This window comes from Stakelama sediminis (assembly GCF_014199335.1).
GTDB lineage: Bacteria > Pseudomonadota > Alphaproteobacteria > Sphingomonadales > Sphingomonadaceae > Sphingomonas > Sphingomonas sediminis.
Genome location: NZ_JACIJI010000003.1, coordinates 277,838 through 290,655, shown reverse-complemented (window position 1 = coordinate 290,655; position 12,818 = coordinate 277,838). Strand labels below are relative to the sequence as shown.

Annotated in this window: 14 protein-coding genes; 7 read left to right on the top strand and 7 right to left on the bottom strand. The window is 63.9% G+C overall.

The window, feature by feature from the left end; all coding sequences use genetic code 11:
* Positions 1-41: 41 nt before the first annotated feature.
* A complete protein-coding gene (locus FHR23_RS10880) occupies positions 42-713 on the bottom strand; it encodes an HAD-IA family hydrolase (protein ID WP_184003803.1) in 672 nt (223 codons plus the stop codon).
* Positions 710-1,393 carry a YggS family pyridoxal phosphate-dependent enzyme gene (locus FHR23_RS10875; RefSeq protein WP_184003801.1) on the bottom strand — a complete coding sequence of 228 codons (684 nt, stop codon included), beginning with the start codon at positions 1,391-1,393 and terminating at the stop codon, positions 710-712. The genes FHR23_RS10880 and FHR23_RS10875 overlap by 4 nt, the downstream gene beginning before the upstream one ends.
* Positions 1,394-1,415: 22 nt before the next feature.
* On the opposite strand from FHR23_RS10875, the gene FHR23_RS10870 reads away from it, so the two are divergent.
* The gene (locus FHR23_RS10870; RefSeq protein ID WP_184003799.1) at positions 1,416-1,967 is read left to right on the top strand and encodes a thiamine phosphate synthase; all 552 of its coding nucleotides are present in this window, start codon (positions 1,416-1,418) and stop codon (positions 1,965-1,967) included.
* A 19-nt stretch (positions 1,968-1,986) separates the two neighbouring features.
* Here the strand turns inward: FHR23_RS10870 and FHR23_RS10865 are convergent, their stop codons facing one another.
* A complete protein-coding gene (locus FHR23_RS10865; protein WP_184003797.1) occupies positions 1,987-2,691 on the bottom strand; it encodes a porin in 705 nt (234 codons plus the stop codon).
* Between the two features lie 177 nt (positions 2,692-2,868).
* On the opposite strand from FHR23_RS10865, the gene FHR23_RS10860 reads away from it, so the two are divergent.
* The 6 genes from FHR23_RS10860 (at position 2,869) to FHR23_RS16605 (ending at position 8,532) form a co-directional block, all read left to right on the top strand.
* The gene (locus tag FHR23_RS10860) at positions 2,869-3,300 is read left to right on the top strand and encodes a DUF3576 domain-containing protein (RefSeq protein WP_184003795.1); all 432 of its coding nucleotides are present in this window, start codon (positions 2,869-2,871) and stop codon (positions 3,298-3,300) included.
* A gap of 18 nt (positions 3,301-3,318) precedes the next feature.
* Complete coding sequence (leuS, locus tag FHR23_RS10855) at positions 3,319-5,862, top strand: leucine--tRNA ligase (RefSeq protein ID WP_184003793.1); 2,544 nt, start codon at positions 3,319-3,321, stop codon at positions 5,860-5,862.
* Entirely contained in the window at positions 5,859-6,353 is a 495-nt protein-coding gene (lptE, locus tag FHR23_RS10850) for an LPS assembly lipoprotein LptE (RefSeq protein WP_184003791.1), read from the top strand. Before leuS ends, lptE begins: the two co-directional genes overlap by 4 nt.
* Complete coding sequence (gene holA / locus FHR23_RS10845) at positions 6,350-7,369, top strand: DNA polymerase III subunit delta (RefSeq protein ID WP_184003789.1); 1,020 nt, start codon at positions 6,350-6,352, stop codon at positions 7,367-7,369. The genes lptE and holA overlap by 4 nt, the downstream gene beginning before the upstream one ends.
* A gap of 144 nt (positions 7,370-7,513) precedes the next feature.
* A complete protein-coding gene (locus FHR23_RS16695; protein ID WP_281377221.1) occupies positions 7,514-7,948 on the top strand; it encodes an alpha/beta hydrolase in 435 nt (144 codons plus the stop codon).
* Positions 7,949-7,977: 29 nt separating this feature from the next.
* On the top strand, positions 7,978-8,532 hold the full coding sequence (locus FHR23_RS16605; protein ID WP_281377220.1) for an alpha/beta hydrolase fold domain-containing protein: 555 nt from the start codon (positions 7,978-7,980) through the stop codon (positions 8,530-8,532).
* Between the two features lie 51 nt (positions 8,533-8,583).
* On the opposite strand, the gene FHR23_RS10835 is transcribed toward FHR23_RS16605, so the two are convergent.
* From FHR23_RS10835 to FHR23_RS10820, 4 genes are all read right to left on the bottom strand, one after another.
* On the bottom strand, positions 8,584-8,868 hold the full coding sequence (locus FHR23_RS10835; protein ID WP_184003787.1) for a hypothetical protein: 285 nt from the start codon (positions 8,866-8,868) through the stop codon (positions 8,584-8,586).
* Between the two features lie 240 nt (positions 8,869-9,108).
* Positions 9,109-10,758, bottom strand: coding sequence for a chaperonin GroEL (groL, locus tag FHR23_RS10830; protein WP_184003785.1), 1,650 nt, complete (start codon positions 10,756-10,758; stop codon positions 9,109-9,111).
* Positions 10,759-10,869: 111 nt separating this feature from the next.
* The gene (gene groES / locus FHR23_RS10825; protein ID WP_184003783.1) at positions 10,870-11,160 is read right to left on the bottom strand and encodes a co-chaperone GroES; all 291 of its coding nucleotides are present in this window, start codon (positions 11,158-11,160) and stop codon (positions 10,870-10,872) included.
* A 140-nt stretch (positions 11,161-11,300) separates the two neighbouring features.
* A complete protein-coding gene (locus FHR23_RS10820) occupies positions 11,301-12,716 on the bottom strand; it encodes an MATE family efflux transporter (protein WP_184003781.1) in 1,416 nt (471 codons plus the stop codon).
* Positions 12,717-12,818: the final 102 nt, after the last annotated feature.

The following is a 12,818-nucleotide window of genomic DNA, read 5'->3' as shown; positions in this document are numbered from 1 at the left end:
CCGGCCCGCTCCCCCTCAGGGCGCGGGCTGGCACCGCTTTTTTAAACAGACCCTGAAATCAGCCGCGTCACCTCGTCGAAATCATGCGCGATCAGCCGCACGCCCAGCGCGCGCAGCCGGTCCGCATGATCGGGAGCGCAATGTGCGCCCGCACACAGCCCGATTACCGTCGCGCCGGAGGCAACCGCACCGGTCACGCCCACCGGCGAATCCTCAAGGATGATACAACGCTCAATCGGCACATGCAGCTTGTCGGCGGCATAGAGATAGAGGTCGGGGGCGGGTTTGCCGTGTTCGACATGCTCATGGCCGCTATAAATGTGATTGCCGAAGGCGTCGCTCAGTCCCAGATGGTCGAGATGCGTGCTGATCCAGTAGCTGCTGCTCGACGATACCACCGCGCGGGGCAGGGTGGCGGGAAGCGAGCGGACAAAGGCGGTGGCGCCGGTGACGGCGTCCAGCCCGGATTCGAGCACACGGCGATTCTCGGCGTCGCGTTCGACGTGAAAATCGTCGGGCAGCGGCTTGCCGGTCCATTCCTCGATGGCCGACAGAAATGCCTGACCGCTCAGCCCCATGAAGTTCGCCATCGAATCCTCGGGCGTGGTCGGGTTGCCGCGCGCGGTCAGATAGTCGGCGATATGGCGATTGCCTGCGGATTCGCTTTCCAGCAGCACGCCGTCGAAATCGAACAGGATCGCATCCGGTTTCACGTGCGTGGCCCGAACAATGCGGTGCCGACGCGGACATGGGTCGCACCGATGGTAATCGCCGTTGCGTAATCCGCCGACATGCCCATGCTTAGTTCCGACAGGCCGTGATCGCGCGCCAGCTTGCCCAGCAGCGCGAAATAGGGGGCGGGTTCGACCTCCAGCGGCGGCACGCACATCAGCCCGCCGACCGGCAGACCGGCAGTCCGCGCCTCGCTCAGCAGCGCGGGCAGGGCGGCAATCGTACAGCCGCCCTTTTGCGGCTCGTCGCCGATATTGACCTGGATGAAGCAGGCCGGTCGCCGGTCGTGCCTGTCCATCGCCTTTGCCAGCGCGCCGACCAGCGACGACCGGTCGAGCGAATGGATGGCATCGAACAATTGCACCGCATCATCGGCCTTGTTCGATTGCAACTGTCCGACCAGATGCAGCGCGATATCGGGCGTGCGTTCGCGCAGTACGGGCCATTTTCGCGCTGCTTCCTGCACGCGGTTTTCCCCGAACACGCGCTGACCCGCTTCGATCAGCGGCGCGATCGCGTCGGCATCGTGAAATTTCGACACGGCGATCAGGGTGATGTCGTCCACCTTGCGGTCGGCGGTGCGGGCGGCACGCGCCATATGCTCGCGAACGGCGTGCAGGCGATCAGAGGCGGTTTCGGCAGAGGCGGTTTCGGCTTCCATCGGCGTCGCTATACTGCCCCCGATGCAGCCCCGCCACCCCCGCACGCTTCCCCGCCACTGGCTGATGACCGACGAGCGCATGGGCGACCGGTTGTGGGATGCGCTCGATGCGCTCCCGCGCGGGGCGGGCGTCGTGTTTCGCCACTATTCCCTGCCTCTGGCAAAGCGGCGTGCGCTGTTTGCGCAGGTGGCAAAGCTGGCGCGGCGCAAACACCTGTTGTTGCTGCGCGCGGGCGCAGCGCCATTGGGGCGCGGCGAAGCGGGCACGCATAATGCGCGCTGCTCCTGCCGGGGCGGCGTCACCAGCCGGGCCGTGCACGATATGCGCGAACTGGCAGCGGCGAATCACGCGGGTGTCGACCTGATCTTTCTCTCCCCCGCCTTTTCCACCCGCTCGCACAAAGGCGCGGGGACGCTGGGCCCGCTTCGATTCGCGCAAATCGCGGCGCAAAGCCGTGCGCCGGTCATCGCCTTGGGCGGCATGACTCCGATGCGTGCCAGACGGCTGCGCGCAGCGAATCTTCATGGCTGGGCGGCGATCGACTGGTGGCTGGAAAAACCGGGGAGGTGCTGAAGCCTGCTCCGGCGCGCAATCAGAAGCGGAATGCGGTTCCGATATAAACAGCCTGACTGTCGCGACGATCATCGGCAAGCTGCGGCAGGCGGTCTTTTTCCGATTTGTAGCGGACACCCGCCGTCACATCGAGGTTATGCGTCAGCTTGTATGCCCCGCCGACATCGATCGAATAGTTCGATTCGTCCATGATCTGCGGCGCATCGCTGCGCAGCGGCTTCTGACTGGCGGCCGACACGCGTCCGGCGAATTTCTTGCCGGTATAGGTCACGCCGACTTCGGTCGATTCGTGGCTGCCCGGCTGGCCCGCCATGTCGAGCTTGGCGATATCGCCGGTCAGCGCGAATCGTTTCCAGCCGACCGAAACGCCCAGATTGTACGCAATCGGGGCCAGTGTCAGCGACGGAGAGGTCGCTGCGGCATGTTTGGTGTCCGGGGTTGCGCTGCGTTCCGTGCTCGCGCGTACCGCAACCGTTACCGAACGGCGGCCTTCCTGCTTCGATTCGGTGGGGGTGAAGCGGAACTCGCTCGGATCGATGCCGCTGCGCGCCAGCGTCGCGGCGAGCTTCGGATCGGCGGCCGCAGGGGTGAACGCACCCAGTCGCGGATCGTTGAAAGTCGATGGAACATCAGCACCTTGGGCGTGAAGCGCAGGCGACACGGCGATGCCGGCGGCGGTAATCGCCCCCAGTGCCAGTCCTGCTATCCACCGTGCCCGAGTCATGAAACCCCTTCCTGATGTGATTGCCCTACCATGATTCGCAGCGAAAGTTCCACTGCCCGGAATCGCTTTCCTGCCCAACTGTTGCCACATATCCACAATCGGGCAAATGCTTGCTCCATGCGCTGCAACCCCTATAGATGCGAAGCTTCGTGTTTCCAGTTTTTCAAGGATGCTTTCATGCGCCGCCTCTCTGCATCGATTCTCATCGCTTCGCTTGCCGTATCGCTTTCGGCATGCAGCCATGGGAACCGCCCCAAGACCGAACTCGCGGCGTCGAATGTCACGACGATCGGGGTCAACAGCTATCTCTGGCGTGCCTCGCTCGACACGCTCAGCTTCATGCCGCTGCTGCAGACCGATTCGAAGGGCGGGGTGATCGTCACCGACTGGTATGTCGATCCCAACAATGCTGGTCAGCGGATGAAGGTCACCGTCTCCATCCTCGATCAGGATCTGCGCGCCGATGCGCTGCGCGTCGTCGCGCTGCGGCAGGTGAACCAGAACGGCACCTGGGTCGATGCGCCGGTCAAGGCGGCAACCGTGCAGAAGCTGGAAGACATCATCCTCACCGATGCGCGCCGTCTGCGCCGCGCCGCGGTTTCGGGCTAAGGAAGAGGCGAACCTCCCATGGCGTCGCGCTTCAACGCATTGAAGGCGGACGCGGCCTGGCAGGCGCTCTGGGAAGAGCGCCGCACCTTTGCCGCGAACAACGACAGTCCGCGCCCCAAATCCTATGTGCTGGAGATGTTCCCCTATCCCTCGGGGCGCATCCATATGGGCCATGTCCGCAACTATACGATGGGCGACGTGCTTGCGCGTTTCCGCCGGATGCGCGGGTTTGAGGTGCTGCACCCGATGGGCTGGGACGCGTTCGGGATGCCGGCCGAAAATGCTGCGATGGAGAAAAAGGTCCATCCCGGCGCATGGACGTACCAGAATATCGCGGCGATGCGCGCGCAGTTGAAGCGGATCGGCTTCGGCCTCGACTGGACGCGCGAATTCGCCACCTGCGACCCCGAATATTACGGGCAGGAACAGGCGCTGTTCCTCGATCTCTACGCGGCTGGCCTCGTCTATCGCAAGGAATCGGCGGTCAACTGGGATCCGGTCGATATGACCGTGCTCGCCAATGAACAGGTGATCGACGGCAAGGGCTGGCGTTCGGGCGCCGAAGTCGAAAAGCGCAAGCTCAGCCAGTGGTTCCTGAAAATCACCGATTTCGCCGACGAGCTGCTCGACGGGCTGGGCGAACTGGAACACTGGCCCGATAAGGTGAAGCTGATGCAGGAAAACTGGATCGGCAAAAGCCAGGGACTGCAATTCGGATTCGCGCTGTCCGACGGCGGTACGGTGGAAGTCTTCACCACCCGTCCCGACACGATCTTCGGCGCGAGCTTCGTCGCGGTTGCCGCCGATCATCCGCTCGCGCTCAAACTGGCCGAAGACAATCCGGAAATCGCCGCTTTTGCTGAAAAGTGCCGCGCGGGCGGGACCAGCGCGGCCGAGATCGAGACGCAGGAAAAGCTCGGCTATGACACCGGGCTGACGGCGACCCACCCGTTCGATCCCGACTGGAAGCTGCCCGTCTATATCGCCAATTTCGTGCTGATGGATTACGGCGTCGGCGCGGTGTTCGGCGTTCCCGCGCATGACCAGCGCGACCTCGACTTCGCGCGCAAATACGGCTTGCCGGTGCGTCGCGTGGTCAGTGACGGCGACCAGACCGATCCCGAATTTGCCGGCGACGAAGCCTATACCGGTCCCGGCACGCTGGTGAATTCGCATTTCCTCGACGGCATGGATGTCGCCGACGCCAAGCGCGAAGTCATCGAGCGCGCAGAGGATGGCGGCTGGGGAACCGGCACCACCGTCTGGCGGCTGCGCGACTGGGGCGTGTCGCGCCAGCGCTACTGGGGCACACCGATCCCGATCATTCATTGCGAAACATGCGGCCCGGTGCCGGTGCCGCGCGATCAGCTTCCGGTGAAACTGCCGGAGGATGTGTCGTTCGACGTGCCCGGCAACCCGCTCGACCGCCATCCGACGTGGAAGCATGTCGATTGCCCCAAATGCGGCAAACCGGCGCGGCGCGAAACCGACACGCTCGACACCTTTGTTGATTCGTCCTGGTATTTCATCCGCTTCGCCAGCCAGCCCGATGACAAGCCGTTCGACAAGGCGGTGGCCGAACAATGGCTGCCCGTCGGCCAGTATATCGGCGGCGTCGAACATGCGATCCTGCACCTGCTCTATGCGCGCTTCTGGACGCGTGCGCTGCGCCATATGGGCAAGCTCGACATTGCCGAGCCGTTTGCGGGCCTGTTCACGCAAGGGATGGTCACGCACGAGACCTATTTCCGTGAGAATGCGGAAAAACGCAAAAGCTGGTTCGGTCCCGATGACATCACGCTGTCGGGCAAGACCGCGACATTAAAGGCGGACGGCCAGCCGGTGACGGTCGGCCGCGTCGAGAAGATGTCGAAGTCGAAGAAGAACACCGTCGATCCCGGCCCGATCGTCGATCAGTATGGCGCGGACGCGGTACGCTGGTTCATGCTCTCCGACTCGCCGCCCGAACGCGACCTCGAATGGTCCGAAAGCGGAATCGAGGGCGCGTGGCGCTTCGTGCAGCGGCTGTGGCGGCTGTTCGACGGCAATGCGCCCGCCGCAGGTGAGGATCTCTCGACTTCGCTCGAGACGGATAAGGCGCTGATGCGCAAACTGCACCAGACGATTGCCGGGGTTGCCGAGGATGTCGAGGCGCTGTCCTTCAACAAGGCGGTGGCGAAGCTTTACGAACTGGTCAACGCGATCGAAAAGGCGCAACCCTCCGCATCGCGCGCGCAGGCGATCGACACGCTGATGCGGATCGTCGCGCCGATGGCGCCGCACATTGCCGAGGAAGCATGGGCAGCGGCGGGCAAGCCGGGGCTGATCGCCGACGCCGACTGGCCGGAGGTCGATCCCGCGCTGCTGGTCGAGGATGAAGTCATCATCGCGATCCAGGTCAACGGCAAGCTGCGCGACAAGCTGACGCTGCCCAAGGGGATGGCGAAGGACGCGCTGGAGGCTGCCGCGCTCGATTCGCCGCGTATCGTCCAGACGCTCGACGGCAAACCGCCGCGCAAGGTCATCGTGGTGCCCGACCGGCTGGTGAATGTCGTCGCATGAAGCGCTGGCTCGCCCCGCTCGCCGCATTTGCGCTTGCCGGGTGCGGACTGCACCCGCTCTACGACAATGGTGGTTCGGGTACCGTCGGTTCGACCCTGTCGCATGTGCAGGTCGCGCCGATTGAGGGCCGCGACGGCTGGCTGATGGCCAATGCGCTGCGCGACCGGCTGATGCGCGACGGCGGCACCGCCCCGCAATATCAGTTGAAGGTGGTGCTCGATGATTCGATCACCGGGCTGGGCGTGCGGCGCGACGATGCGATCACCCGCGAACGCCGCAGCCTGCGCGCGCGCTATGAACTGGTCGATCTCGCCACCGGCAAGACGGTGTTCGAGGCGACGGCCGGATCGGATGCCGGGATCGACGTGGTGGGTTCCGAATATGCGACCATCGCGGCGGAACAGACGTCGCTCGAAAACCTGACCCATATCGTCGCCGACCAGATCGTCTCGCGGCTCGCGCTTTATGTGCGCGAAAACGCGAAAAAGTGAAGGTTTCGGCCAATAGCATCGCAGGTCATATCGACCGGCCTTCCCCCGATATCCGCGCCTGGCTGTTCCACGGCAGTGACGAAGCCGGGGCGGAGGCACTCGCCAAACGGCTGGAAAAGACGCTCGGCGCCGATGTCGAGCGGATCGACATCGACCCCGCAATGCTGCGCAGCCAGCCCGGCCTGTTGCAGGATGAAGCGGCCTCCATGTCGCTGTTCGGCACGCGTCGCTATGTCCGTGTCGCCGGGGCGGGGGAGGAGTCGCTGGCGGCGCTGCAGCAACTGATCGACGCGCCCCAATCGGGCGAGCCGGTGGTGCTGATCGCACCGGGGGTCAAAACCTCGGGCAAGCTGGTGAAGCTCGCCCTTGCTTCGCCCGCCGTCATCGCCTGCGCCTGTTATGTGCCGGAGGGGCGCAACGCCATCCAGCTCGCAATCTCCATGGCGCAGGAAGCGGGCGTACGTCTGACCGGCGAAACCGCGGCGCGGCTGTGGGATGCCGCAGGCGGCGACCGCGCCATCGTCGCCAGCGAGATTGAAAAGCTGGCGCTCTATCTCGACGCGACGCCGGACGCGCCGAAAGAGGCCGGCCTTGCCGCGCTGGAGGCGGTGGGCGCCGATCTGGAAAGCGACGGGCTGTTCGATGCGATTGCCGCAATCCTGGCGGGCGATGCGCCGAAAACCGCAAACGAACTGCATCTGATGGAGGACGGCAATCTTTCCATCCCCTTTCTGCGCCAGCTTGCCCGGCGGCTGACTGCGCTGGCCGCCTTGCGGGCCGAGGTCGATGCCGGAAACAGCATCGGCACCGTGATCGAGAAACACCGGGTTTTCTTCAAGGAGCGGGACGCGACGGCATCCGCTCTCCAGCGCTGGGATTCACGCCGCATCGCGCAGGCGATGGAGCGCGTGCGCGAGGTTGAGCGTCAGATCATGGCGCCCGCCACCCCCGGTCCGGTGCTTGCCGCGCAACTGGGCATCACCGCCGCGCGCGCAGCGGGACGTTCGCGCCGCTGATCGCGCCGTGGCGCTCAGTGCTCTGGCGCATTGCACCTTCGGGTGGATTTGCGGCAGGATCGCGCAAACGATCAGGGTAGAGGAGTGGAAATGGTGGACGTGACACGGCGGCAAATTACGTAGGGCGCCATGCTGGCAGGGTCGTTGACCGCACTGGCGGGCCCGATGCGGGCCTTTGCCGCTATGACGCCACAGACCGAATCCTATCCGGAACTCAGCTACGTCAATCCGGAACTGCGCGCGGCGGCGCTTCCCGCGATCAAATGGGCGCAATCTTCGCCACCCATGTCGGAAAATTATCTGGCGATCCGCAAACAGATCGACGCCAACCAGCCAAAGCTGTTGCCCGGTATTCCGGTGAAGGCACATCGTGTGCCGGTTGCCGAGGGAATTCCGGATGTTACCGTTTATGTTATCAATGCTGGTGCCGGGTCGCGTCCGGCCATCCTGCATATTCATGGAGGGGGAATGATCCTTGGCCGGGCCATTGACGATGTTCCGGCAAAACAGGCGCTCGCCAAGGCGCTCGATTGCGTCATTGTAACGGTCGATTATGCATTGTCGCCGGAAGTGACCTAAAGGTTTCGACTGAACAGAATTATGCAGCGTTGAAATGGCTTTATCATCGTGCGGGGGCGATGGGGGTCGACCGACAGCGCCTCGGCGTGATGGGGGAGAGTGCTGGCGGCGGGCTGGCGGCGATTCTGGCGATCATGGCCCGCGACCGGGGGCAGGTTCCGCTTTCTTTCCAGTGCCTTATTTATCCCATGCTTGATGACCGCACCGGCAGCCTGCGTCAACCGCCTCCGCATGTTGGCGTCTTCGCCTGGACCGTGCCGGACAATGTTTTCGGCTGGCGGTCTTTCCTGGGGCAGCAGCCGGGAACCGACAGTGTGCCGGTTGCTGCGGTTCCGGCGCGCACGCGCGATCTGAGCGGCCTGCCACCTGCCTTTATTGGTGTCGGCTCGATCGACCTGTTCGTCGATGAGGATGTGACCTATGCCAGGCGCCTGATCGACGCCGGCATCATGACCGAACTGCATGTTGTGCCGGGCGCCTTTCACGGCTTTGACGGGTCTGCCAGGGAGACCAGCGTCGCGCGCCACTTTACCCGTGCAAAGCGCAACGCCCTGCGCCGGGCCTTTGGCGAAGCGCCGACATAAAAAAGGGGACCGTCAGGCCCCCTTTCTCTATTCTGAAGCTGATTGCTATAATCAGCCCGGGCTGGACGCCCCGTTATTGTTGTCGGTTGCTGCAGCTGTGATCGGAATCGCGGCGATGCCCGCGGCAAGGAGGACGACCGGAATCATCGCACCGCTTGCCATGTTGGAAGTCTTTTTCAGCTTCTTGGATACCCGAACGCCCTGAGCGGTCGGCAGAGCCGTAACCGTCGGCATGGCATTCGCCGCACGAACGGGTGTAGCGTGGGTGGGTGCGGCCATTGCCGGCGCCGCGATCAGCGAACTGGCAGCGACAGCGGCGAGAAACTTGCCGGTCATAGAGTACTCCCTTTCAGGAAAAACAGCTTAAGCATAACAGATGAAAACCAAAAACCGAAGGCCTTCACACAAAATGGCTTGAAGCACAGAACAAAGCTGTCCTGCATTTGGTTCCGCGAAGGACACACACCGCGCAGGATTCCCGGTGGTACGGCCCGCCCGGCCGGAAACCAACGCACAAGAAAAGGGCCGGGGAATTGCTCCCCCGACCCCTTCCGATGCAATGGATAGCAGCGGGCTTTAGAAGCCCATGCCGCCGCCCATGCCACCCATGCCGCCCATATCGGGCATGGCCGGGGCCGACTTGTCTTCCGGCAGCTCGGCGACGGTGGCTTCCGTCGTGATCAGCAGACCGGCGACCGACGATGCGTTCTGCAGCGCGGTACGCACCACCTTGGTCGGGTCGATCACACCGGCCGACACCAGATTTTCATAGGTGTCGGTTGCGGCGTTGAAGCCGAACGAGGTGTCGTCCTGATCGAGCAGCTTGCCCGAAACGACTGCACCGTCATGACCGGCATTGCTGGCGATCTGGCGAACCAGCGCGGTCAGCGAACGCCGCACGATGTCGATGCCGCGGGTCTGGTCGTCATTTTCACCGGTCACGCCGTCGAGCGCCTTGGTGGCATAGAGCAGCGCGGTACCGCCGCCGGGCACGATGCCTTCTTCGACTGCTGCGCGGGTGGCGTGCAGCGCGTCGTCGACGCGATCCTTGCGCTCCTTCACCTCAACCTCGGTCGCACCGCCGACCTTGATGACGGCAACGCCGCCTGCCAGCTTCGCCAGACGCTCTTGCAGCTTCTCGCGGTCATAGTCGCTGGTGGTGGTTTCGATCTGCGAACGGATCTGCTCGGTGCGGGCCTTGATGGCTTCCGCATCGCCGGCACCGTCGACGATCGTGGTGTTGTCCTTGTCGATGGTGACGCGCTTGGCAGTGCCCAGCATGTTCAGCGTGACGTTTTCGAGCTTGATGCCCAGGTCTTCGCTGATCACTTCGCCCTTGGTCAGGACCGCGATGTCTTCCAGCATCGCCTTGCGACGATCGCCGAAGCCCGGTGCCTTGACCGCTGCAACCTTCAGGCCGCCGCGCAGCTTGTTGACGACCAGCGTGGCCAGTGCTTCGCCTTCGATATCCTCGGCGATGATCAGCAGCGGACGGCCCGACTGCACGACCGCTTCGAGGATCGGCAGCATCGCCTGCAGGTTCGACAGCTTCTTCTCGTGGATCAGGATGTACGGATCGTTGAGTTCCGTGTTCATCTTGTCCGGGTTGGTGATGAAGTACGGGCTCAGATAGCCGCGGTCGAACTGCATGCCTTCAACCACGTCGAGTTCGAATTCGAGACCCTTGGCCTCCTCGACGGTGATGACGCCTTCCTTGCCGACCTTGTCCATGGCCTCGGCGATCTTCTCGCCGACTTCCTTGTCTCCATTGGCCGAAATGGTGCCGACCTGCGCGACTTCGGACGAACCCGAAACCGGCTTGGAACGGCCCTTGATGTCCTCGACGACCTTGGCGGCGGCCAGATCGATGCCGCGCTTCAGGTCCATCGGGTTCATGCCGGCGGCAACCGACTTCATGCCTTCGCGCACGATCGCCTGGGCGAGTACGGTCGCGGTGGTGGTGCCGTCACCGGCAACGTCGTTGGTCTTCGAAGCGACTTCGCGGACCATCTGCGCGCCCATATTCTCGAACTTGTCCTTCAGTTCGATTTCCTTGGCGACGGTGACGCCGTCCTTGGTGATGCGCGGGGCGCCGAACGACTTGTCGATCACGACGTTGCGGCCCTTCGGCCCCAGCGTCACTTTGACGGCGTCGGCGAGGATGTCCACGCCCTTTACGATGCGCTCGCGTGCGTCACGCGAGAATTTTACGTCCTTGGCTGCCATGCTGCCTGTTTCCTTTTGTCTCTTGCGTCACCCCGGCGAAAGCCGGGGTCTTGCAGTTTCAGAGCGATGCCAGCTTGCGCCGGCATGACGACTAGGGCTGAAAGGAGGGCCTCAGCCCTCGACAACGCCCAGAATGTCGCTTTCCTTCATGATGAGCAGGTCTTCGCCATTGACCTTGACCTCGGTGCCCGACCATTTGCCGAACAGGATGCGGTCGCCGGCCTTGACGTCGAGCGGCGTGACCTTGCCGTCTTCGCTCTTCGCACCCGAACCGGCGGCGACGATTTCGCCTTCCTGCGGCTTTTCCTGGGCGGAGTCGGGGATGATGATGCCGCCGGCCGTCTTCTGTTCGGCTTCTACGCGGCGAACGAGCACGCGGTCGTGCAACGGACGAAAGTTCATGCGCGCTTTCCTTTCCTGCATTGAATAAGGTTTTAGCACTCACCCCATGCGAGTGCTAACGATCACGCATATGTATATCGTCCGGTGAGGCGTCAATGGGCGCATAGCCAAAATTTTTCGCTCTTTCACGGGCGACGGGATCAGGCGTTGGCGCCTTGCGGCAAAAGCCCGAGCCGCGTCCGCATTGCCCAGCGGGAACCCAGCAAAACCGCAACGACGGCAAGCCCCGTCGCCAGCCCGATCCAGATGCCGATGCCTTTCCATCCCAGCCCGAAACCGAACAGCACCGCCGCCCCGAAGCCTGCGACCCAATAGCCCAGCCCGGCCAGCACCATCGGCACGCGCGTATCCTGCAATCCGCGCAGTACGCCCGCCGCCACCGCCTGCGCGCCGTCGAACAACTGAAACGCGGCGGCGATGCTCAGATAGCGGACCGCCAGCGCGATCGTCTCGGCATTGGCATCGCCGGTGGTCAGATAGGCATGGATGAACAGCCGCGGCCATGCGAGCAGCGCCAGCGCCGCCAGTCCCATGAAACCGATGCCCAGCGCCAGTGCGGTGCGTCCGGCCAGCCCGATCCAGTCGGCGTCGCGCGCGCCATAGCCCATGCCCACCCGGATCGTCGCCGCCTGGGCAATGCCATAGGGTACCTGAAAGGTGATCGCCGCGATCTGCATCGCCACGGCATGTGCGGCCACCTCGGTCACGCCGATCAGCCCCATCAGGAAGGTCGCGGCGCTGAAAATCGCGCCTTCGAACGTCATGGTCACGGCAATCGGCACGCCGAGGCGCACCATTTCCGCCAGCCGCGACCATTCGGGCCGCCACCAGTTGCCGAACAACCGGTATCGCCGCAGCTTCCGGTCGCCATAGAGGATCAGCACATAGGCGATCAGCATCAGATACACGGTCGTCACGCTGGCAATCGCAGCCCCGGTCAGGCCCAGCCGGGGAAAGCCCATATTGCCGAATACCAGCAGCCAGTTGCCGACGATGTTGACCAGCAGGCCGAGCGCCGTCACCGCCATCGCCCAGTTGGGACGGCCCAGCGCCGACACCGTGATACGCAGGACATTGCCCGCCACCGCCGGAATCATCGAGATCAGCAGGATATCGAGATAGCGCCCCGCCTGTGCCGAGGCATGCGGGTCCTGCCCCATCCAGCCGAGCAGCGTCGCACCATGCGCCAGCAACAGCATCATCGGCAGCGATGCGATGACCGACAGCCACAATCCCATGCGCACCGATCGGCGCACCTCGCGCACCGCATGGCGGCGGCGGCCCAGTTCGGCGGCGATGATCGGGGCGGCGGCATTGACCAGCCCGATCAGCGCGAACAGCAATACCGCATAGAGATAGACGCCCAGCGTCGCGGCCGCGAGCGCATCGGTGCCCAGCCGCGCGACGAAGATCACGTCGCTCGAATAGACCGCCATCTGCAACAGGTTCGCGCCGACCAGCGGCAATGCGAGTTTCAGCAGCGCGCGCAGCTCTCCCCGCCAGCTTCTGGGCGGTGGCCCCGCCAATGGGGCAGAGGTCGTGGCGGCAGCGGTCATGGCAGCGCCGGGTAGCAGGATTCGGCGCTGCGGAAACGCTTTTTCGAACCCGGCGTATTGGGTACATAATACTGTGCATTTACCCCGCGCGATTGCTCGGCT

Coding starts and splice junctions, on each gene's coding strand:
- FHR23_RS10870 (WP_184003799.1), top strand. CDS start 1,416: ATGCAGCCCCGCCACCCCCGCACGCTTCCCCGCCACTGGCTGATGACC.
- FHR23_RS10820 (WP_184003781.1), bottom strand. CDS start 12,716: ATGACCGCTGCCGCCACGACCTCTGCCCCATTGGCGGGGCCACCGCCC.
- leuS (WP_184003793.1), top strand. CDS start 3,319: ATGGCGTCGCGCTTCAACGCATTGAAGGCGGACGCGGCCTGGCAGGCG.
- FHR23_RS10835 (WP_184003787.1), bottom strand. CDS start 8,868: ATGACCGGCAAGTTTCTCGCCGCTGTCGCTGCCAGTTCGCTGATCGCG.
- FHR23_RS10860 (WP_184003795.1), top strand. CDS start 2,869: ATGCGCCGCCTCTCTGCATCGATTCTCATCGCTTCGCTTGCCGTATCG.
- groL (WP_184003785.1), bottom strand. CDS start 10,758: ATGGCAGCCAAGGACGTAAAATTCTCGCGTGACGCACGCGAGCGCATC.
- lptE (WP_184003791.1), top strand. CDS start 5,859: ATGAAGCGCTGGCTCGCCCCGCTCGCCGCATTTGCGCTTGCCGGGTGC.
- FHR23_RS10875 (WP_184003801.1), bottom strand. CDS start 1,393: ATGGAAGCCGAAACCGCCTCTGCCGAAACCGCCTCTGATCGCCTGCAC.
- groES (WP_184003783.1), bottom strand. CDS start 11,160: ATGAACTTTCGTCCGTTGCACGACCGCGTGCTCGTTCGCCGCGTAGAA.
- FHR23_RS10865 (WP_184003797.1), bottom strand. CDS start 2,691: ATGACTCGGGCACGGTGGATAGCAGGACTGGCACTGGGGGCGATTACC.